At 74.1% G+C, this 22,319-nt stretch carries 6 protein-coding genes; all 6 read right to left on the bottom strand.

The window, feature by feature from the left end:
* Positions 1–32: 32 nt before the first annotated feature.
* The 6 genes from VAB18032_RS31665 to VAB18032_RS11790 are packed head-to-tail and all read right to left on the bottom strand — an operon-like array spanning position 33 to position 22,314.
* The gene (locus tag VAB18032_RS31665; RefSeq protein ID WP_013733053.1) at positions 33–17,378 is read right to left on the bottom strand and encodes a type I polyketide synthase; all 17,346 of its coding nucleotides are present in this window, start codon (positions 17,376–17,378) and stop codon (positions 33–35) included.
* Positions 17,375–18,442, bottom strand: a complete 1,068-nt coding sequence (locus VAB18032_RS11770) for an alpha/beta hydrolase (protein WP_013733054.1) — start codon at positions 18,440–18,442, stop codon at positions 17,375–17,377. Before VAB18032_RS11770 ends, VAB18032_RS31665 begins: the two co-directional genes overlap by 4 nt.
* The gene (locus VAB18032_RS11775; protein WP_013733055.1) at positions 18,439–19,194 is read right to left on the bottom strand and encodes a 2-oxo acid dehydrogenase subunit E2; all 756 of its coding nucleotides are present in this window, start codon (positions 19,192–19,194) and stop codon (positions 18,439–18,441) included. Before VAB18032_RS11775 ends, VAB18032_RS11770 begins: the two co-directional genes overlap by 4 nt.
* Entirely contained in the window at positions 19,191–19,427 is a 237-nt protein-coding gene (locus tag VAB18032_RS11780) for an acyl carrier protein (protein WP_013733056.1), read from the bottom strand. Before VAB18032_RS11780 ends, VAB18032_RS11775 begins: the two co-directional genes overlap by 4 nt.
* Positions 19,424–21,292, bottom strand: coding sequence for an HAD-IIIC family phosphatase (locus VAB18032_RS11785; RefSeq protein WP_013733057.1), 1,869 nt, complete (start codon positions 21,290–21,292; stop codon positions 19,424–19,426). The genes VAB18032_RS11780 and VAB18032_RS11785 overlap by 4 nt, the downstream gene beginning before the upstream one ends.
* A complete protein-coding gene (locus VAB18032_RS11790; protein ID WP_013733058.1) occupies positions 21,289–22,314 on the bottom strand; it encodes a 3-oxoacyl-ACP synthase III family protein in 1,026 nt (341 codons plus the stop codon). The genes VAB18032_RS11785 and VAB18032_RS11790 overlap by 4 nt, the downstream gene beginning before the upstream one ends.
* Positions 22,315–22,319: the final 5 nt, after the last annotated feature.

Genomic DNA, 22,319 nt, shown 5'->3' on the forward strand with positions numbered 1-22,319 from the left:
GGTCGTCGCGTGGGCCGTGGTGTCGCAGGTGCTCATCGCTCTCCCAGCTCCGTGTCGATCAGGGCGAACAGGTCCTCGTCGGACACCTCGTCCAACTCGTGCGGTTTCTCGTCGTCGGCCGCCTCCTCGCCCACCAGCTCGTGTCGCAGGTAGTGGGCGAGCGCGGTGGGTGTCGGATGGTCGAACACCACCGTCGACGGGGTGCGGACGCCGGTGTCGGCACCGAGGCGCCCGGCCAGCTCGACGGCGGTGAGGGAGTCGAAGCCGAGGTCCATCAACCCCCGGTCGGGTGCCACGGCTGCGACGGAGGAGTGGCCGAGGACCTCGACGATCGTGCTGCGGACCAGCTCCAGCAGCAGCCGGTGCTGCTCGGCGGCGCCCCGCCCGGCGAGCCGTCGGGGCCAGTCCTGCTGCGGCGTGGTCGCCGTGGTCGCCGGGGCCAGCCCGGCCAGCACCGGTGCGACCCGCGTCGCCCGCTCCGGCTGGAGCGCGGCGGGCACCAACAGTGCCTCCCGGGCACCGAGGCAGGCGTCGAAGAGGGCCAGGCCCCGCTCGACCGGCAGGGGCGCCACACCGGTCCGCGCGATGCGGGCACGCTGCGTCTCGTCCAGCGCGGCGCCCATGCCCGGCGCGTCCCACAGGCCCCAGGCCAGGCTCACGGCCGGCAACCCGGCGGCCCGGCGATACGCGGCGAGGGCGTCCAGGCCGGTGTTCGCGGCCGCGTAATTGGCCTGGCCGGCGTTGCCCACCAGCCCGGCGAGGGAGGAGAACAGCACGAACGCCGCCAGGTCCTGCTCGCAGGTCAGCTCATGCAGGTGCCACGCCGCGTCCACCTTCGGGCGCAGCACCTCGGCGAAGCGCTGCGGCGTCAACGTGGCCAGCGGCCCGTCGGACACCACCCCGGCCGCGTGCACCACGGCGGTGAGCGGGTGCGCGGCGGGGACGGTGTCGAGCACCCGGGCCAGCGCCGCCCGGTTGGCCGCGTCGCAGGCCGCGACCCGCACCGTGGCGCCCAGGGCGGTCAGCTCGGCGGCCAGCGGTTGCATCCCGCCGCGCCGGCCGAGCAGCAGGAGCCGCCGTACGCCGTGGTGGGTGACCAGGCGCCGGGCCGTCAGTGAGCCGAGGGCTCCACCCGCACCGGTGACCAGGACCGTCCCGTCCGGATCGAGCCGGGGTGGCTGCGGCGCGGCGGCGGTGCGGGCGAGTCTCGGCACGGTGATCCGCCCGTCGCGCACCACGAGCTGCGGCTCGCCGGTGGCCAGCGCCCCCGGGACCAGGGTCCGCGACCGGGGGTCGCCGTCGCTGTCGAGCAGCACGAACCGGTCGGGATGCTCGGTCTGGGCCGCCCGTACGAGGCCCCACAGCACCCCGTCGGCCGGGTCGGTGACCTGGTCGGTGGCGACCACCAGCCGGGCTTCCGGCGGTCCCTGCGCCAGCCAGCGGCGAAGCAGCTCCGCCACCTCGGTGACCCGGTCGTGCGCCCGTTCGACGATGTCGTCGGTGCTGGTGGACAGCTCGGCGTAGCGGGGCAGCCCGACATCCCGGCCGACGCTCGGCCACACCGTCCCACCGGTGGCCGGCCGCACCGGGGTGAGTCGGACGGCGTACAGGTCGGGCAGGCCGCGCGCAACGGCCCGGACGGTGAGGTCCGCCGTGGCCACCGGCCGGTCGTCGGTGTCGGTGAGGGTGAGGGCGACACGGTCGGTGCCGGTCCGGCGGATCCGGGCCCGCAGCGTCGTCGCCCCGGTCGCGTGCACCGTCACCGACGACCAGACGTGCGGTACCCGGGTCTGCTCGTCGTCGAGCAGGTCCAGGGCCAGCGGGTGCAGCGCCGCGTCGAGCAGCGCCGGATGCGGCGCGGCGTGCCCGTCGGCGTCGACCGGGCCCACCTCGGCGTAGAGGTCGTCGCCGAGGCGCCACGCGGCGCGCACCCGGCGGCAGCCGGGGCCGTACGCGTAACCCGCGTCGGCCAGTCGCGTGTAGTCCACGTCGAGCGGCTCGGCACCGGCCGGCGGCCACGACCCGAGCGCCTCGGCGGGCTGCTCGACGGTGTCCAGCGTGCCGGAGGCGTGCCGGGTCCACCCGCCGCCGGCCGGCCGGGCGTACACCGTCACCTGCCCCTGCTCGTCGACACCGACCCGCAGGTCGGCCGCGCCGCCGTCATCGGGCAGCACCAGCGGCGCGTGCAGCGTCAGCCGCCGCACCGTGGGTCGTCCCGCCGCGGCCGCGGCATGCAGGACCAGGCTCAGCAGTGTGGCGCCGGAGACCACGGTCTGGCCCAGCACCACGTGGTCGGCCAGCCAGTCGGCGTCCTCGGCGGCCACCCGGCCGGTGAACAGCACGGCACCCTCGGGCAGCTCCACCGCCGCGTCGAGCAGCGGATGACCGCTCCCGCCGGTGGTGCGGGGTGCGGTGGGCGTCAGCCAGTACCGGCGGCGTTGGAAGGGGTAGGTGGGTAGCGGCACCCGCCGAGCGCCCAGCTCCCCGAAGAAGGTCGCCCAGTCCACGGTCGCGCCCGTGTCGTGCAGCGCGGCCAGCGCCGTGACGAAGGCGCTCTCCTCGTCGTGGTCGCGCCGCAGCGTGGCGATTCCCGTCGGCCCGGTCACCGGGGTCAGCGCGGCGTCCGGACCCACCTCCAGGACGCGCCGTACGCCCCACTCGGCCAGCGACCGTACGCCGTCGCCGAAGCGGACCGCCTCGCGCAGGTGCCGCACCCAGTACCCGGGGTCGGTGGGGGAACCGGGCAGCAGGGAGATCAGCGGGATGGTGGGCTCGGAGAACCGCAGCGTGGCCGCCACCGCCCGGAACTCCTCCAGCACCGGGTCCATCCGGGCGGAGTGGAAGGCGTGGCTGACCCGTAACGGGGTGACCCGTCGGCCCGCGTCGCGCAGGGCCTGGGTGACCGCTGCGACGGCCTCCGCGTCACCGGACACGACGACCGCGTCGTCGGCGTTGACGGCGGCGATCTCCGCACCGGGCACCAGCAGCGCCAGTACCTCGTCCTCGCCTGCCCGGACGGCGGCCATGGCCCCACCCGGAACCAGTCCTCCCATCAGGCGTCCCCGCGCGGCGACCAGCGTGGCGGCGTCGGGTAGGTCGAGCACCCCGGCGACGTGCGCGGCGGCCAGCTCGCCGACGGAGTGCCCGAGCAGCACGTGCGGGGTGACTCCGTAGTGGGCCAGCAGCCGGAACAGCGCCACCTCCACGGCGAAGATGGCCGGTTGGGCGTACTCGGTGCGTTCCAGCAGGTCGCCGTCGGCGAGCACGTCGAGCAGCGGCGACGGCAGGTGCGGGTCGAGGGCTTCTGCCACGGACGCGAGCGCGTCGGCGAACTGAGGGAACCGGGCGGCCAGTCCCAGCCCCATTCCGGCGCGCTGGCTGCCCTGGCCGGTGAACGCGAACGCCGTGGGCCCGTCCACCGGCTGTACCGGCTGCAGCCGCGCGGTGGGAAACTCCGGGCGGTCCCGGCCGACCACGGACGCCCGCAGGGCGAGCGGGCTGCGGCCCAGCGCCAGCGTCGCGGCGATGTCCACGGGCGCGGCGTCGACCTCCCCGAGCAGCCGCGCGTACGCGGTGAGCGCCTGCCGGCTGGTCCCGGACAGCAGCCACGGCACCACGGCGGTGCCCGGTGCAACGGTCCCGGTCCCGGTCCCGGTGTCGACGGCGTCGCCGTGTTCGAGGATGACGTGGGCGTTGGTGCCGCTGATGCCGAAGGAGGAGACGGCGGCGCGGCGGGGTCGGCCGGTGTCGGGCCAGGGTGTGGCTTCGGTGAGGAGGGTGACCTGGCTGTCGGCCCAGTTGACGTGTGGGGTGGGTTCGTTCACGTGCAGTGTGGCGGGGAGAGTGCCGTGTTGCATGGCTTGGATGACTTTGATGACTCCGGCGACGCCGGCGGCGGCTTGGGTGTGGCCGATGTTGGATTTCAGTGAGCCGAGGTGTAGTGGGGTGTTGCGGTGGTGGCCGTAGGTGGCGATGAGGGCTTGGGCTTCGATGGGGTCGCCGAGGCGGGTGCCGGTGCCGTGGGCTTCGACGAGGTCGATGTCGGTGGGTTGGAGGTGGGCGTTGGTGAGGGCGGTGCGGATGACGCGTTGTTGGGCGGGTCCGTTGGGTGCGGTGAGTCCGTTGGAGGCGCCGTCCTGGTTGACGGCGGAGCCGCGGAGGATGGCCAGGACGTGGTGGCCGTTGGCGCGGGCGTCGGAGAGGCGTTCGACGAGCAGCAGGCCCGCACCCTCACTCCATCCGGTGCCGTCGGCTGCGGCTGCGAATGGTTTGCACCGGCCGTCGGGTGCGAGGCCGCGTTGTCGGCTGAACTCCACGAAGGTCGCCGGGCTGGCCATGACTGTGACGCCGCCGGCCAGCGCCAGATCGCATTCGCCGCTGCGCAGTGACTGGGCGGCCAGGTGCAGGGCCACCAGGGAGGACGAGCAGGCGGTGTCCACGGTGACCGCCGGGCCCTCCAACCCGAAGCTGTACGCCACCCGACCGGAGGCGACGCTGCCCGCGCTGCCACTGACCAGGTAGCCCTCGTAGCCCGGGGCGGGCGTGCCGGCCTGGTGCAGCCGCGCGCCGTAGTCGTTGTACATCACGCCGGTGAACACGCCGGTCCGGCTGCCCCGCAGCGATCCCGGTGGCAGCCCCGCCCGCTCGAACGCCTCCCACGCCACCTCCAGCAGCAGCCGTTGCTGCGGGTCGGTGGTCAGCGCCTCGCGCGGGCTCATGCCGAACAGCTCCGCGTCGAAGTCGCCCGCCGCATAGAGGAAGCCCCCGTGCCGGGTGTAGCTGTGTCCCGGCCGGTCCGGGTCCGGGTCGTGGATCTCGCCCCAGCCCCGGTCGGTGGGGAACTCGCCGATCGCGTCCACACCGTCGGCCACCAGCCGCCACAGGTCCTCCGGCGAGGAGACACCACCGGGATACCGGCAGGCCATCCCCACGATCGCGATCGGCTCGTCGGCCGGCTGCGTAACGGGCTGCGGCGTCTCCACCGGACGGGCGCCGGCCAGTTCCGCGACCAGGTGGTCGGTGAGCGCGTCCACCGAGGGATGGTCGAAGACCACCGTGCTCGACAGGCGCAGCCCGGTACGCTCGGCGATCCGGTTGCGCAGCTCGACCGCCGTGAGGGAGTCCAGGCCAAGCCCGGTGAACGCGACGTCGGTGGACACCTCGGTGGCGTCGGTGTGCCCGAGCACCGCGGCCACCTGGGCGCGGACCAGCTCCCGCAGGCCCTCCCGGCTGGTGACCGTGGCGGCGGCGGACGCCGCGCGGCGACGCTGCCGGCGAGTTGTGGACAGGTCGACCCGGGCCGGTGCCAGGACCGGTCGGTCCGCGACCAGGCAGGCGTCGAAGAGGTCCAGGCCCTCCTGCGGTGACAGCGGGGTGATCCCGCTGCGGGCCAGCCGGTCGAGGTCGGCCGCGCCGAGACCCGACGCCATGCCGGTGGCCCCCCACAGCCCCCAGGCCAGGGAGACGCCGGGCAGGCCGAGGTTGCGGCGGTGCCGGGCCAGCGCGTCCAGGTAGGCGTTCGCGGCGGCGTAGTTGGCCTGTCCCGCCGTGCCGGTGATGCCGGTGATCGAGGAGAAGAGCACGAAGGCGGTGAGGGGCCGGTCCCGGGTGAACTCGTGCAGGTGCCAGGCCGCCTCCGCCTTGGGCCGCAGCACCCGGGCCAGGCGCTCCTCGGTGAGCGAGGTGAGCGCGCCGTCGTCCAGCACGCCGGCGGTGTGGATGACGGCGGTGAGCGGGTGCTCCTCGGGGATGCTGGCCAACAGCGCCGCCACCGCCGGACGATCCGCCACGTCGCACGCCACCACCTCGACCTCGGCGCCCGCCGCGGTCAGCTCGTCCACCAGCTCGGCCGCGCCGTCGGCGGCCGGGCCACGCCGGCTGGTCAGCAGCAGGCGCCGTACCCCGTGCCGGACGACCAGATGCCGGGCGACCAGCGCGCCGAGAGCGCCGGTGCCGCCGGTCACCAGCACCGTCGACCCGGACGCGAAGGGCAGCGGACCGGGCGCGACGGGGATCCGCGACAGCCGGGGTGCCATCAGCGTCCCGTCGCGCAGCGCCACCTCCGGTTCGCCGCTGGCCAGCGCGGCGCGGACCAGCGCCGGCTCCGGGTCACCGGAACCGGTGAACAGCACGAAGCGGCCCGGCTGCTCGGTCTGCGCCGTGCGCACCAGGCCACGGACGGCCGCACCGGCCGGGTCGTCGACGGTACGGACCACCAGCGGCTCGTCGCCCTCGTGCTGCCGCAGCGCGTCCAGTGCCCAGGTCACGGCCGCGTACGCCGCGCTCGCGTCCGCGCCGGTGCGCGGTGCCACCACCGTCGCGTACCGGCCGGTCCACTCCCCGTCGGTGGGCACCGGCTCCCAGTCGGGTTCGAGGACGGTGGTGGGCGCGGTGCCGGTCGACCGCAGCCGCAGCGCACCGGCCGAGGCGATCGGGCGGCCCGCGTCGTCGGCCACGTCCACGCTCACCGCGTCGTCGCGGCGGGCGAGCCGCACGCGCAGTGCCGGAGCACCGGGGCCGTGCCGGCGAACGGACCGCCACTCGAACGGGATCTCCACCTGCCCCCGCTCGGCGGCGTCCCAGGCGAGCGGGTGCAGCGCCGCGTCCCACAGGGCGGGGTGCGGGGCGAAGCCGCCGGTGGGCGACTCGTCGGGGCGTACCTCCGCGAACGTCTCGTCGCCTCGGCGCCACAGCGCCCGCAGCCCCTGGAACAGGCCGTGGTAGCCGTAGCCGCCCTCGGCCAGCCGGTCGTAGAGGTCGACCACGTCCACCGGCTCGGCGTCGGTCGGCGGCCAGGTGGCGAGGTCGGCGGCGGGCGACTGCGTGACGACCGCGAGCCGCCCGGTGGCGTACGGCAACCACTCGCCGTCGTCGGTGTTGCCGTGCAGGTGCACAGCGCGGCTGTCGTCGTCGGACGCCGGCCCGACGGTGAGCCGTAGGCGCACCGGGGCATCGACCGGCACGGCGGCCGTCAGGACCAGTTCGTCGACGTCCAGGCCGACGCGGCTGGCCGCGTGCGCCACCGCCTCCACCACGGCGGTGGCGGGCAGCAGCGTCGCGCCACCGATCCGGTGCCCCGCCAGCCAGGGGTGGCTGTCGGCGCTCACCGTGCCGGTGAGGACCAACCCCCCGTCGGCCAGGTCGACGACGCCGGGCAGCAGGGGATGGCCGCTGCCGTCGAGGCCGGTGTCGGCGGCGGGACCGTCCAGCCAGTACCGCTGTCGCTGGAACGGATAGGTGGGCAGGTCGATGACGGTGGCGTGGGGGAGGAGGGTCTTCCAGTTGGTGGTGGGGGTGGTGGCGAGGGTGTGGGTGAGGGTGTGGTTTTCGTTGTGGTGGGGGCGGAGGGTGGGGGTGGTGGTGAGGGTGGGGTGGTTGGTTTTGGTGAGGGTGGTGAGGGTGGTGTCGGGGCCGATTTCGATGGTGTGGGTGACGCCGTGGTGGGTGAGGGTGGTGGTGGCGTCGTGGTAGCGGACGGGTTGGCGGAGGTGGTGGGTCCAGTGTTCGGGTGTGGGGTTGGTGAGGGGTTGTCCGGTGAGGTTGGTGATGAGGGGGGTGTGGGGTGGGTGGTGGGTGAGGGTTTGGGTGGTGGTGTGGAAGGTGTCGAGGATGGGGTCCATGTGGGGGGAGTGGAAGGCGTGGCTGACGGTGAGGGTGGTGGTGCGTCGGCCTTGTTGGCGCCAGTGGTGGGCGATGGCGTGGGTGTGGTGGTGGTCGCCGCTGATGACGGTGGTGGTGGGGGTGTTGATGGCGGCGATGGTGACGGTGGGGTGGAGGGTGGGTTGGATTTCGGTTTCGGTGGCTTCGATGGCGATCATGGCGCCGCCGGGGGTGGCGGTTTGCATGAGTTTGGCGCGGGTGGTGACGAGGGTGGCGGCGTCGGTGAGGGTGAGGATGCCGGCGGCGTGGGCGGCGGTGATTTCGCCGAGGGAGTGGCCGAGGAGGTAGTCGGGGTGGATGCCGTGGTGGGTGAGGAGGTGGTAGAGGGCGGTTTCGATGGCGAAGAGGGCGGGTTGGGCGTTTTCGGTGCGGTTGAGGAGGTGGGGGTCGGTGCCGAAGATGATGTCGAGGAGGGGTTGGTTGAGGTGGGGGTTGAGGGCGTTGGTGACGGTGTCGAGGGCGTGGGCGAAGGTGGGGTTGGTGTCGTAGAGTTGGCGGCCCATGTTGAGGCGTTGGGTGCCTTGTCCGGCGAACAGGAACGCCACCTTCCCCGGGGTGGCCACCGCACCGGGAACGGTGCCGTCGGCCACCGCGTCGAGTCCGGCCAGCAGCTCCGCCCGACCCTCGCCCACGACCACCGCCTGGTGCGGGTGCCGGGCGCGCGCCGCCCCCAGCGTGTACGCCACGTCCCGCACGGGCAGCCCCGAGCCCAACGCCGTGCGCACCCGGGCGGCCTGGTCGCGTAGCGCGCCGGCGGACCGGGCCGAGATCACCAGCGGCACCGGCGCGGGCGGATCCGTCTCCTCCGGCGGCACCGGCCGCGGATCGCCGTGTTCGAGGATGACGTGGGCGTTGGTGCCGCTGATGCCGAAGGAGGAGACGGCGGCGCGGCGGGGTCGGCCGGTGTCGGGCCAGGGTGTGGCTTCGGTGAGGAGGGTGACCTGGCTGTCGGCCCAGTTGACGTGTGGGGTGGGTTCGTTCACGTGCAGTGTGGCGGGGAGAGTGCCGTGTTGCATGGCTTGGATGACTTTGATGACTCCGGCGACGCCGGCGGCGGCTTGGGTGTGGCCGATGTTGGATTTCAGTGAGCCGAGGTGTAGTGGGGTGTTGCGGTGGTGGCCGTAGGTGGCGATGAGGGCTTGGGCTTCGATGGGGTCGCCGAGGCGGGTGCCGGTGCCGTGGGCTTCGACGAGGTCGATGTCGGTGGGTTGGAGGTGGGCGTTGGTGAGGGCGGTGCGGATGACGCGTTGTTGGGCGGGTCCGTTGGGTGCGGTGAGTCCGTTGGAGGCGCCGTCCTGGTTGACGGCGGAGCCGCGGAGGATGGCCAGGACGTGGTGGCCGTTGGCGCGGGCGTCGGAGAGGCGTTCGACGAGCAGCAGGCCCGCACCCTCACTCCATCCCGTACCGTTCGCCGCCGCCGAGAACGACCGGCAGCGCCCGTCCGGGGACAACCCCCGCTGACGGCTGAACTCCACGAAGGTGTGCGGCGTCGCCATCACCGTGACGCCGCCGGCCAGCGCCAGATCGCACTCGCCGCTGCGCAGTGACTGGGCGGCCAGGTGCAGGGCCACCAGAGAGGACGAGCAGGCGGTGTCCACGGTGACCGCCGGACCCTCCAACCCGAAGCTGTACGCCACCCGACCCGAGACCACGCTGGAGGTGTTGCCGGTGAGCAGGTGCCCCTCGAAACCCTCCGGGGCGGTACGCCACCGCGTCCCGTAGTCGCCGTACATGACGCCCGCGAACACACCCGTCCGACTGCCGCGTACCGCGGTCGGGTCGATTCCCGCCCGCTCGAACGCCTCCCACGCCACCTCCAACAGCAGCCGCTGCTGCGGGTCCGTGGCGGTGGCCTCGCGCGGGCTCAGCGCGAAGAACCCGGCGTCGAAGTCGGCCGCGTCGTAGAGGAAGCCGCCGTGGCGGGTGTACGAGGTGCCGGCGTGTTCGGGGTCGGGGTCATAGAGCCGGCCCAGGTCCCAGCCCCGGTCGGTGGGGAACTCGCCGATCGCGTCCACACCGTCGGCCACCAGCCGCCACAGGTCCTCCGGCGAGGAGACACCACCGGGATACCGGCAGGCCATCCCCACGATCGCGATCGGCTCGTCGGTGCGGGTGGCCACTGTGGGCGTCGGTGCCGGCTGTGCGCTCGTCGTGGCGCCGAGCAGGTGGGCCACCACGGCGTCCGGCGTCGGATGGTCGAACACCAGCGTGGCGGGCACCGGCAGGCCGGTCGCGGCGGCGAGGCGGTTGCGCAGCTCCACCCCGCCGAGCGAGTCGAGCCCCAGGTCGCGGAACGGGCGGGCCGAGTCCACCCCGGCGGCCGACGGGTACCCCAGCACCTCGGCGACCACCGAACGGACCACCTCCCGCAGTTCGGCCTCGTCACGCGGTCGGCTTCCGGCGGGCGGCACGGCACGACGCGTGACCAGCCCCCGCAGCGCGGCGGGCAGCACGTCACGGCCGCGCAGCGCCGCCAGGTCCAGGCGTACCGGTGCGAGGACCGGACCCTCGTGCGACAGCGCGGCGTCGAACAGCGCCACGCCCTGCTCGACGGTCAGCGGCGGCAGCCCGTCGCGCCGCCACCGGGCCACGTCGGCAGCGGACAGCCCCGCCCCCATCCCGGTGTCCTCCCACAGACCCCAGGCCAGGGACAGCGCCGGTAGGCCGAGGGCGTGCCGGTGCGCGGCCAGCGCGTCCAGCGCGGCGTTGGCGGCCGCATACGCGCCCTGGCCGGCGGTGCCCAGCAGCCCACTGATCGAGGAGAACAGCACGAACGCCCGCAGGGGACGGTCCCGGGTCAGCTCGTGCAGGTGCCAGGCCGACTCGGCTTTGGTCGCGGCCGCGCGTACCTGCTCGACGGTCAGCGCGGACACCGTCGCGTCCCGGACCACCCCGGCCGCGTGCACGACCGCGTCGAGGGTGGGCAGGTCGGCGAGCAGGCAGGCCAACGCCTCCCGGTCGGCGACGTCACATGCCCGCAGGTCGACCCGCGCGCCGTGGCCCGCCAACTCGTCGGCCAGCGCGGCCGCACCCGGTGCGTCCGCGCCGCGCCGGCTGACCAGCACGAGGTCCCGCACGCGGTGGGCGCGGACGAGGTGCCGGGCGACCAGTGCGCCCAGGGCTCCGGTCCCGCCGGTGACGAGCACGGTGCCGGACAGCGGCAGCCCCGGATCGACGGGTGCGACGCGGGCCAGCCGGGGGACCCACCACGAACCGTCGCGCCAGGCCGCCTCGGGTTCGCCGTCCGGTACGGTCCGGACCGGGTCGTCGGCGTGGATCAGCACGAACCGGCCGGGGTGTTCGGCCTGCGCCGACCGGACGAGCCCGGCCGCACCGGTGCGGTCCAGGTGTGGCACCACCAGCGCGGTCGGCTCGGTGGCGTCCAGGCGCTCGTGGAGCATCGCGAGCGCGGCCGTGGCGTCGGCGACCGGTTCGACGCGGATCTGCCGCCGGGCGTCCTCGGCCGGCACCCACCGGATCCGGTGCAGGTCCGTGGGGGCCGGCATGCGCGCGGGCCGCAGGTGCAGGCTGTCGGCGGTGGCGACCACCCCGTCGGCGTCGGTGAGGACGAGCGCCCGCTCGGGCGTCCAGTACGCGTGCAGCGCCCCGCTGGGCCGGCGGAAGACCGAGACGCCGCTCCAGCTGAACGGCAGGAGCGTCTCGTCGCCGTCCAGCACGATCGGGTGCAGAGCGGCGTCCACCTGCGCCGGGTGCAGCACGAATCCGTCGGGGCCGGCGGGCGCGGCGAGTTGCGCCACCACGTGCTGGCCGTGCCGGGCGGCGGTGGCGAGGCGGAAGGCGGGCCCGTACTCGTAGCCCTTGCCGGCCAACCGCTCGTACAGGTCGTCGACGTCGACCGGCGGGCCGTCCACGCGTGGGGGGACCGGGGACGCCGGGGGCGCCGCCGTGAGCATGCCGCTGGCGTGCCGGGTCCACTGCTCGGCGTCGTCGGCCCGCGCGTGCACGGCGACGGTCCGCTGCTCACCCGGCGGGCCGACGGTGACCCGCACCTGCGTCACGCCCTCGTCGGGCAGCACCAGCGGGGCCTCCAGCGTCAGCTCGGCCACCCGGGGCAGCCCGACGTCCCGGCCCGCCCACAGCGCGTACTCCAGCAGGGCGGTGCCGGGCAGCAACGCCCGGCCGAGCACCACGTGGTCGGCCAGCCAGGGGGCGGTACGCCGGGACAGCCGTCCGGTGTAGACGGTGCTGTCGTCGGCGAGCGTCACGGCGGCGCCCAGCAGCGGGTGATCGACCTCGCGCACACCCGAGTCCGCGCCCGGGGTGGCCCGGCCGCCGGTGAGCCAGTACCGGTCGCGCCGGAATGCCGTGGTGGGCAGCCGGACCGGGCGGGCGTGCGGGTACAGGCTGGCCCAGTTGGTGGTGGGGGTGGTGGCGAGGGTGTGGGTGAGGGTGTGGTTTTCGTTGTGGTGGGGGCGGAGGGTGGGGGTGGTGGTGAGGGTGGGGTGGTTGGTTTTGGTGAGGGTGGTGAGGGTGGTGTCGGGGCCGATTTCGATGGTGTGGGTGACGCCGTGGTGGGTGAGGGTGGTGGTGGCGTCGTGGTAGCGGACGGGTTGGCGGAGGTGGTGGGTCCAGTGTTCGGGTGTGGGGTTGGTGAGGGGTTGTCCGGTGAGGTTGGTGATGAGGGGGGTGTGGGGTGGGTGGTGGGTGAGGGTTTGGGTGGTGGTGTGGAAGGTGTCGAGGATGGGGTCCATGTGGGGGGAGTGGAAGGCGTGGCTGACGGTGAGGGTGGTGGTGCGTCGGCCTTGTTGGCGCCAGTGGTGGGCGATGGCGTGGGTGTGGTGGTGGTCGCCGCTGATGACGGTGGTGGTGGGGGTGTTGATGGCGGCGATGGTGACGGTGGGGTGGAGGGTGGGTTGGATTTCGGTTTCGGTGGCTTCGATGGCGATCATGGCGCCGCCGGGGGTGGCGGTTTGCATGAGTTTGGCGCGGGTGGTGACGAGGGTGGCGGCGTCGGTGAGGGTGAGGATGCCGGCGGCGTGGGCGGCGGTGATTTCGCCGAGGGAGTGGCCGAGGAGGTAGTCGGGGTGGATGCCGTGGTGGGTGAGGAGGTGGTAGAGGGCGGTTTCGATGGCGAAGAGGGCGGGTTGGGCGTTTTCGGTGCGGTTGAGGAGGTGGGGGTCGGTGCCGAAGATGATGTCGAGGAGGGGTTGGTTGAGGTGGGGGTTGAGGGCGTTGGTGACGGTGTCGAGGGCGTGGGCGAAGGTGGGGTTGGTGTCGTAGAGTTGGCGGCCCATGTTGAGGCGTTGGGTGCCTTGTCCGGCGAACAGAAACGCCACCTTCCCCGGCCGGATCGCCTCGGCGCGCCGGCGACCCGACTCCAGCTCCGCCAGTCCGGCCAGCAGTTCGTCCCGGTCGGCGCCCACCACGGCCGCGCGATGCTCCAGCAGGGGGCGGGTGGTGGCCAACGACAGCGCGACGTCCGCCGGGTCCAGCTCCGGGTTGTCCCGCACGAACCGGTGTAGCCGGCCGGCCTGCTCGGCCACCAGCTCCGGCTCCCGGGCCGAGACCAGCCAGGCCACGTGCCCCGTCGACGTACGCCGCGGCGGTGCCGGCTGCGGATCGCCGTGTTCGAGGATGACGTGGGCGTTGGTGCCGCTGATGCCGAAGGAGGAGACGGCGGCGCGGCGGGGTCGGCCGGTGTCGGGCCAGGGTGTGGCTTCGGTGAGCAGGCTGACCTGACCCTCGGCCCAGTCGACGTGCGGGGTGGGTTCGTCCACGTGCAGCGTCGCCGGCAGGGTGCCGTGTTGCATCGCCTGGACGACTTTGATGACTCCGGCGATACCGGCGGCGGCCTGGGTGTGGCCGATGTTCGACTTCAACGAGCCGAGGTGCAGCGGCGTGTCGCGCCGCTGCCCGTAGGTGGCCAGGATGGCCCGGGCCTCGATCGGGTCGCCCAGGGCGGTGCCCGTGCCGTGCGCCTCCATGAGGTCCACATCGGAGGGAGCCAACCCGGCCACGGCCAGCGCCCGGCGGATGACCCGCTCCTGCGAGGGGCCGCTGGGTGCGGTCAGGCCGTTGGAGGCGCCGTCCTGGTTGATCGCCGAGCCGCGCAGCACGGCGAGGACCGGGTGGCCGTTGCGACGGGCGTCGGAGAGGCGTTCCAGCACGACGAGACCGGCGCCCTCGGCCCAAGCGGTGCCGTCGGCCGTGGCGGCGAACGCCTTGCAGCGGCCGTCCGGTGCGAGGCCGCGTTGTCGGCTGAACTCCAGGAACATGCCCGGCGTGGCGAGTACGGTCGCCCCGCCGGCCAGCGCCAGGGTGCACTCTCCCTGCCGCAGCGCCTGCGCCGCCAGGTGCAGCGCCACCAGCGACGAGGAGCACGCGGTGTCGACGGTGACCGCCGGGCCGGTCAGCCCCAGGGCGTACGCGACGCGTCCGGAGGCGACGCTCGCCGTGGTGCCGGTGAGCAGGTAACCCTCCGTGCCCTCGACCGGCTCGTGCAGTCGCGGCCCGTAGTCGTTGTCCACCACGCCGACGAACACCCCGGTTCGGGTGCCGCGTAGCGACTCCGGGTTCAGTCGGCCGTGTTCCAGCGCCTCCCACGCGGTGTGCAGCAGCAGCCGCTGCTGCGGGTCCATGGCGCTGGCCTCGCGCGGGCTGATGCCGAAGAAGTCGGCGTCGAACTCGGCCGCGCCGTCGAGGAATCCTCCCCGCCGCACATAGGTACGTCCCGGGGTGCCGGGATCCGGGTCGTAGAGCGCGTCGAGGTCCCAGCCACGGTCGGTGGGGAACGGGCCGGTGGCGTCCCGCCCGTCCCGCACGAGCTGCCACAGGTCGTCGGGTGAGCCGACCCCGCCGGGGTACCGGCAGGCCATGCCGATGACGGCTACCGGCTCGTCGCGGTAGCCGCTCTCCTGCTCCGGGTCGGCCGGTCCGCCGCCGGTCAGCGTCCGCAGGTGCGCCACCACGGCGCGGGGGGTGGGATGGTCGTAGACCAGGCCGGGGGAGAGGGGGACGCCGGTCGCCGCGGCGAGCCGGTCGCGGAACTCCACGCTGGTGACCGAGTCCAGGCCGAGATCGCGGAACGTGGTATCCGGGTCGATCGCTGCCGGGCCGACGCGGCCGTGGGCGACCGCGACGGCGGTACGCACCAGGTCGAGCAGTTCCTCGTCCGAGCGGCGGGGCGTGCCGTCGGGGGCGCGGGTGACCTCCGGTGCCGCGATCGCTGGGTTGTCCTGGTCCAGCCAGTGGCGGCTGCGCTGGAAGGCGTACCGGGGCAGGTCGACCGCCTGGCGGGCACCGAGCAGGGCGGTCCAGTCCACCGCCGCGCCCCGGGTGAACGCGGTGGCCAGCGCCGTCACGGCGGTGTCCGGCTCGGGGCGGTCGCGGCGCAGCACCGCGACGGCGGCGAGCTCCGCCACGTCGTGCGCCAGTGCGGTGAGCACCGCGTCCGGTCCGACCTCCAGGACTGTGCGGACGCCCCGGTCGCGCAGGTCCCGGACCGCGTCGGCGAACCGGACGGTGTCCCGGACGTGGCGTACCCAGTGCTCCGCGTCGGTCACGTCGGGGTCCGTCAGCGCGGACACCACGGGGATCGTCGGCTGCGCGAACTCGATGTCGGCCAGTGCCTGCGCGAAGGAGACGCGCATCGGGTCCATCCGGGCCGAGTGGAAGGCGTGGCTGACCCGTAGCCGGCTGGTCCGCCGCCCCCAGCCGCGCACGGTCTCCTCGATGGCGGAGACGGCGTCGTCGTCGCCGGCCACCACGACCGACTCCGCCGCGTTCACCGCCGCCAGGTCGGCCCCGGGACGCAGGAGCGGTCGTACCTCCTCCTCGCCGGCCGACAGGGCGACCATGGCGCCGCCGGTCGGCAACGCCTGCATGAGCCGGCCCCGAGCCGCCACCAGGCGGGCCGCGTCGGGGAGGTCCAGCACGCCGGCCACGTGCGCGGCGGCGATCTCACCGACCGAGTGGCCCGCCACCGCGTCCGGTCGCAGACCCCAATGGGTGAGCAGCCGGAACAGCGCCACCTCCACGGCGAACAGTGCGGGCTGGGCGAACTCGGTGCGGTCGAGGGCGTCGGCGTCGTCGAGCACCTCGTCGAGGGGGCGACCCAGGTGCGGGTCGAGTGCCGCCGCGACCTCGGCGAACGCCTGGGCGTACACCGGGAACCGGGCGGCCAACTCCCGCCCCATGCCGGCCCGCTGGCTGCCCTGCCCGGTGAAGACGAACGCCAGCGTGCCGGCCGGGGAGCCGGTCACCGTGCCCGGGTGGGGCGTGCCGGTCGCCACCGCCGCCATCCCGGCGCGCAGGTCGGCCGCCGTCTCGCCGACCACCGCCGCCCGGTAGGGCAGCGTCGCGCGGGTCGTGGCCAGCGAGAACGCCACGTCGGCCGGGTCGGCGGCCAGGCTCGTGAGCTGCCCGGCCTGCGCCCGCAGGGCCTGCGGGGTGTGCCCGGAGACCACCCACGTCAGCGGGCGCGCCGCGGGAGCCGGCTTCCGCGCCGTCCGCAGCGGAGCCTCGGTGAGTACGGCGTGGGCGTTCGTGCCGCCCATGCCGAAGGAACTGACCCCGACGACCAGGGGCCGCGGCACGGTGTGGCTCTCGGTCACCACCCGCAGGTTCAGCTCGTTGAGTGGGATGCGTGGGTTCGGGGTGGCGAAGTTCAGGCTCGGCGGCAGCGTCCGGTGCCGTACGCAGAGCACGGCCTTGACGAACCCGACGATGCCCGCCGCGCCTTCCAGGTGCCCCACGTTGGTCTTGGCGGAGCCCACCAGCAGTGGCGTGTCGCGCAGCTGGCCCAGTTCTGCGCCCAGCGCGGCGGCCTCGACCGGGTCGCCGACGACCGTGCCGGTGCCGTGCAGCTCGACGTAGTCGACCTCGCCGGGCGTGGTGCCGGCCCGCTCGTGGGCCAGCCGGATCACCTCCCGCTGCCCGTCGCTGCCGGGCACGGTCAGGCCGTCGGTGACACCGTCGTTGTTGACCGCGCTGCCGAGCAGGACCGCGTGCACCCGGTCGCCGTCGGCGAGCGCCCGGTCCAGCGGCTTGAGCACCACCAGCCCGCCGCCCTCGCCGCGCACGTACCCGTTGGCCCGCGCGTCGAAGGTGTGGCAGCGGCCGTCCGGGGACAGCGCGCCGAAGCGTTCGGCGCCCAGCGTGCTCTCCGGCGCGAGGTTCAGGTTCACCCCACCGGCGAGGGCCAGTTCCGACTCGCCGCGGCGCAGGCTCTCGGCGGCCACGTGCACGGCGACGAGGGCGGAGGACTGCGCCGAGTCGACGGTGATGCTCGGGCCGTGCAGCCCGAGGTGGTACGAGACGCGGTTGGCGATGATCCCCCGGTTCGTGCCGGTCAACGAGTGCGGGCCGATGGCGTCGGGACCACGGCGGCGCAGCAGCGTCGCGTAGTCGTCGGAGATGGCGCCAACGAACACCCCGGTCCGGCTGCCGGCCAGCGCGTCCGGGCGGATCCGGGCGTCCTCCAGGGCCTCCCAGCTCAGCTCCAGCACCAGCCGCTGCTGCGGGTCCATGGCCGCCGCCTCGCGGGGCGGGACGCCGAAGAACTCGGCGTCGAACAGGTCCACCGCGTCCAGGAAGCCGCCCCTGCGGGCGCGCCCGTCCGGGTCGCGTCGGGACGCGGGCGGGTCGGTGATCGCCTCCCGCCCGTCGCGCAGCAGCGCCCAGAACGCCTCCGGATCGGCGGCGCCGGGCAGCCGGCAGGCCAGACCGACGACGGCGACCGGCTCGTCGGGGGCGCTCACGCCCGTCCTCCCTCGACCTGGGCGAGCGCGCCGTCGACCGCCGCCCGGTGCCGTGGGTCGGCGCCGCTCATCTCGAGTACCTGGGCGAGGGTCCAGAGCCGGGTGTGCGGGAAGTGCGCGGGTGAGCCGTGCACGTCGTCGTGGGTGATCGTCCGGAAGTCGCGAACGTGCGTGCGGAGCAGGGCCGGGTCGGCGGGCGGGATGATCTCGTCGCGTCCGCTGGCCACGTACGCCACCGGGATCCGTACCCCGGCCAGGTCCTGCGGGGTCAGGGCCCAGTTGCGGACGTGGTCGAAGACCGTCGCCGGGGTGGTTTGCGTCAGCCGGGCCAGGGTGTCCACGGTGACGCGGGGCACCGCCGCCTGCCACTCCTTGTCGGTGAAGAAGGCCGCGACCGGTGCGCCGGCGGTGACGATTCCGCGCAGTCGGGGTTCGGACGGTGCCGCGCGCAGCGCCAGGTGCCCGCTGAAGCTCAGCGCCAACGCGTACGCCCGGGAGGTGTCCGCGCGTTCGGCCACGGCGTCCAGCAGCACGCCGAACAGGGCGGCGCTGTCCAGGTCGTAGCGCAGCTCGTTCTCGCCGACGCCCGGTAGCTCGGTGACCACGGCGGCGAAGCCGTAGCGCGCCAGCTCCGGCAGGATCGGCGCCCACTGCTCCTTGATGCTGACGATGCCGCCGGTCATCAGCAGCACCGGACGGCGTTCGGTCGTGGACAGCCCGGCGGCCCAGGCCCGGACCACACCGCCGGGCAGTCGCAGCTCCAGGCGTTCGATCCCCGGCACGGTACGACGCCACCGGTCGAACACCGCCACGCAGCGCCGCAGCGCCTCGGCCCGGCCCGGTGAGTCCACGAAGGGGAAGCGGGCCAGGTTGTAGAAGGTGGTGGCGGCGAGCAGGTCACCCGCCTGTTCCCGCTCCTCGCCGGCGCGGATCCACTGTGTCGTCCAGGAACGGGGCCCGTCGCCGTCGTCGTCGATGCGGGCGAGCACGCCGTCCGCGCTGGCGTTCTGGGCACTGACGTGGGCGAGGACGTACTGCTTCAGCTCTGCGACGTCGTTGCTCATGCCGGGTTCTCCAGTTCCTGCTTGAGGTCGGTCAGCACGTCGGCCGCTTCCGCCCCGTCGATGACGCGGTGGTCGAAGGTCAGGCTGAGGCGCAGCACGGGTGCGACGGTGATCTGGCCGTCACGGACCACCGGCCGGTCGGCGACACGTCCCACGCCGATCGTCACCGTGGTGCCCCCGACGGAGTGGAAGCCGTCGACGTCGCGGTGCCCGAGGGAGGTCACCGCGACGGTGCCGGTGAGCAGCGGGCGGACGCGCAGGTCGCGCACGGCCCGCCGGAACCGGGCGTACGCCAGCGGCAGGGCCGAGGCGTGCACCCGACGGATGCCCGCGAACTCGGGAGCGCGTTCCGGGTCGACGGCGCGGATCCGGCTCAGGTGGGCCTGCACCTGGTCCACATCGGCCTCGTGGACATTCGGCACCACGGTCGCCAGGACGACGCGGGCCCCGTTGAGGACACCGTCCACGGTGACCTTGGCGTGCACGAACGGGTACCGGGCCACCCGGGCGCGCAGCCGGCCCTGGATCGCGGCGTTGGCCTCGGGATGCTTGGCGAGCACCCGGCCCGCCGCCACGACGACGTGGCTGACGATCGACTGCCGCCGTCCGTCCGCCCGCGCCCGGTTCCGCTCGGCCAGGACGCGGCTCATGTCCACCTCGGCGTCCAGGTGCACGGGCGCGAAGGACCGCACGGCCTCCAGGAAGAAGAGGGTGTGCCGGCGCTCGCGGGCGACGGGGGAGACGCTGGTCACCGATCCACCGCCGTCGCGTAGATCCCGCCCAGGCTGTCGGCGGTCAGGACGGCCGGGAGCGAGATGGACCGCCCGGTGGCGCGCTCCAGCGCCGAGCAGAGCGCGAGCAGGTGGACGGAGTCCCATCCGGCGACGTCGTCGAGGTGGCGGTCGAGGTCGCTCTCCTCGATGGGCAGCCCAAGCTCGTCGCGGACCAGGGTGACGAAGTCGTGGACGGATCGCAGGGTGCTCACGGGGTTCCTCCGGGGGGCCAGGAGCCGGTCAACTGGACGTGTTCCGGCGGTCGGGGCATGTCGGTCAGGTCGTGCCGGAAGTGGGTGGCGTCGAGACGCGTGAACCCGTTGCGGGGGTAGAAGTCGGCCACCTTGGCGTTGCGACGGCTGGGCAGGTACTCGGCGGTGACGGCGGACGCGCTGCTGCCGCGTGCGTGGCGCAGGATCTCGGCCAGCGTCGCCGTCTCCACCCCGCGGGAGAAGGCCCGGCAGCTCAGCACGAAGTTGTCGACGTGCAGGACGTCGTCGTCGTGGCGGAGGACGACCGCGCCGACGAGCCCGATGTCGCCGAAACGGTCGGCGCAGCGCACCGTGAGCACGGTTGCGGCGGGGTGGCGCAGCAGAGCGAGCACGTCGGCGGGCGCCAGTCGCCGGGTGGTCAGGTTGAACTGGTTGGTCCGCAGCGTCAACTGCGAGACGCGGGGCACGTCGGTCTCGTCGGCGACGGCCAGGTCCACCCGTACCTTGAGCTCCGCCAGGTAGTCGCGCAGCGAGTCGAAGGAGTGCAAGAAGTCGCGGCGCTCCACCTCCGCGCGGTACAGACCGGGTCGTTGCCGGTCCTCCGCCGTCAGCGTCACGGTGTCGAACCAGCCGTCGGCGAGCAGCCGTCCGACGTGATCGGCCGGCTCGTCGTCGACGGCGACCACCGCCACCTCGGGCAGTTCGCGGCGGACCAGGCCCTGCTCGAACGGGCTGTCGTCGACGAAGACGACGCTGTCGAGCCCGAGGTTGAGGTCCTCGGCGAGGGTGCGCAGATTCTCGTGCTTGGGCCGCCAGTTCGCCACGACCCGGACGAAGTCGTCCTCCCGCAGTGTCATGCCTGGGTGCGCGCGCAGCGCCTCGCGTACCGGCTCGGGGTCGTTCTTGCTCACCGCGGCGACCAGCACACCCTGCGACCCGAGCTGGCGGACGACCCGCTGGAACTCGCGGAACGCCTCGCCCCGGTGGCTGTCGGCCACCTCGACGGCGAGCGGGCCGACCTCGCCGACGACCCCTCCCCAGACGGTCTCGTCCAGGTCCAGGGCGAGCACCTTGCGGGCCGCGCCGGCACGGGCCCGGGCCAGGTGGGCGACCTCGCGGGCGTAGGCGTGCAGCAGCGGCGGTGTCAGGTGCGCCTTGGCGTAGACGCTGAGCCGGGCGTCGCGGACCGCGAGCCCGGTCGCCGCCCAGGGGTCGAGGTCCACGACCACGACGGTCGGGTGGTCCTGCGACAGCCGCAGCAGGCGGGCGTTCGCCTCCCGCCACACGGCGCCGAGCAGGGCGCGGGACCGGTGGTCGATCAGTTGGGCGGGGAAGATCCTCGGCAGGGGGATCGTGTTGAGCACCACGGGGGTGGTCGAGCGGGCCAGCAGCCCCTCGATCAGGTCGATCTTCGCGGTGAAGGTGTGGGCCACGTCCTCGGGACGCCACGGTGTCGGCACCTGGTCGAAGACGACCTGGGCGTCGAGCAGGGTCAGCAGCAGCGACGAGTCGTCCGGGGCGGCGAGTGCGTCCAGGTAGCCGCCGAAGTCCCCGAGCCGGGGATCGAGCAGCAGGCCGTGCCGGGCCAACTCCACGGTGAGCAGCGGGACCAGCGGGGCCACCGTGCCGTACCCGCTGACGGTGATCGGCACGACCGGCACGTCCGGGTGCGCCGCCCGTACCGCGTCGGGGCCCACCCGTTCGAGCAGCCGACCCGCCCGGTGCAGCTCGGTGTCGGGCAGCTCGGCGAGCAGCGCGCGCAGGCGGGGGAATTCGGTGGGCAGCCGGCCGCTGCGGTACAGCTCGGACAGCTCAGCCGCCGCGTCCGACCCGGTGGCGGACGGGGCCGCGGCACCCGCCGTCACAGGCCCTCCAACGCGAAGCCCGACTTGATCCACTTGCTGGACTCGATGGACACACCCAGCGCCCGCTGTCCCCCGGCGAGTCGGGCGAGCGCCCGTTCGAGCTGGAGGAAGACGATTCCGTTGCCGTTGTTGCCGGTCTCCGCCACACAGCTCACCTCGGTGGCCTGCGGCAGCTTCAGGCGTTCCACGATCAGCGCGGTCATCCGGCCGGACAGTTGTGGCGGCAGCACGTAGTCGAGGTCGTCGCGCGCCCAGCCCAACTCGCCGAGCAGCTCCTCGACGACCTCGGCGGCCAGGTCCGGCACGTGGCGCTCGATGGCCTTGTAGTCCTCGGTCGCCGCGGGCCGGTTGCGGTCCTCGGTCGGCCCGAACCACTCCAGTGTCGCGCCGGGTTCCCGACCGAGGCCGACCAGCCGGGTGAAGACCGAGCGCAGCGCCGCCGCGCCTGCGACCTCGCCGACCCGCAGGACCGCGGCCCCGACGCCGTCGCCGAACAGGACGTAGTTGACGAACTCCGCGGGCGGCAGCTTCCGCAGGTCGGCGGTCAGGTCGTAGAACCGGGCCACCACGTCCCCGCCGAGCACAAGGGCGGTGCGTGCGGTGCCGCCGAGCAGCAGGCTGCGGGTGACGGCCAGGGCCTGCACGGCACCCGAGCAGCCGGACTGGAGCTGGTAGGCGGGCACCCCGTCGATGCCCAACCGGTCGGCTACCACGGTGGCTGTCGTCGGCATCAGGCGGTCCGGTGTGGCGGTGCCCAGCACCACCAGGTCGACCTCCTCGGGCGTGACACCCGCGGCGTCGAGAGCCCGGCTTCCGGCCTGGTGGGCCAGGTCGGCCAGCGTGTGCCGGATCTCGCCACTGTCCAGATCGACGGCGAGGTGGCGGGTACGGGTGCCGATGAAGGCGTCGACCCACTGCTCCCACAGGCGGTCCATGCCCAGCCGCCGGCCCAGCGTCGCGTTGTCCACCGTCGGCCCGGGCAGCGCCGAGGCCGCCGAGAGTACCGAGACGGTCCTGGTCATTGCAG

The sequence above is a fragment of the Micromonospora maris AB-18-032 genome (assembly GCF_000204155.1).
Classification (GTDB): Bacteria; Actinomycetota; Actinomycetes; order Mycobacteriales; family Micromonosporaceae; genus Micromonospora; species Micromonospora gifhornensis.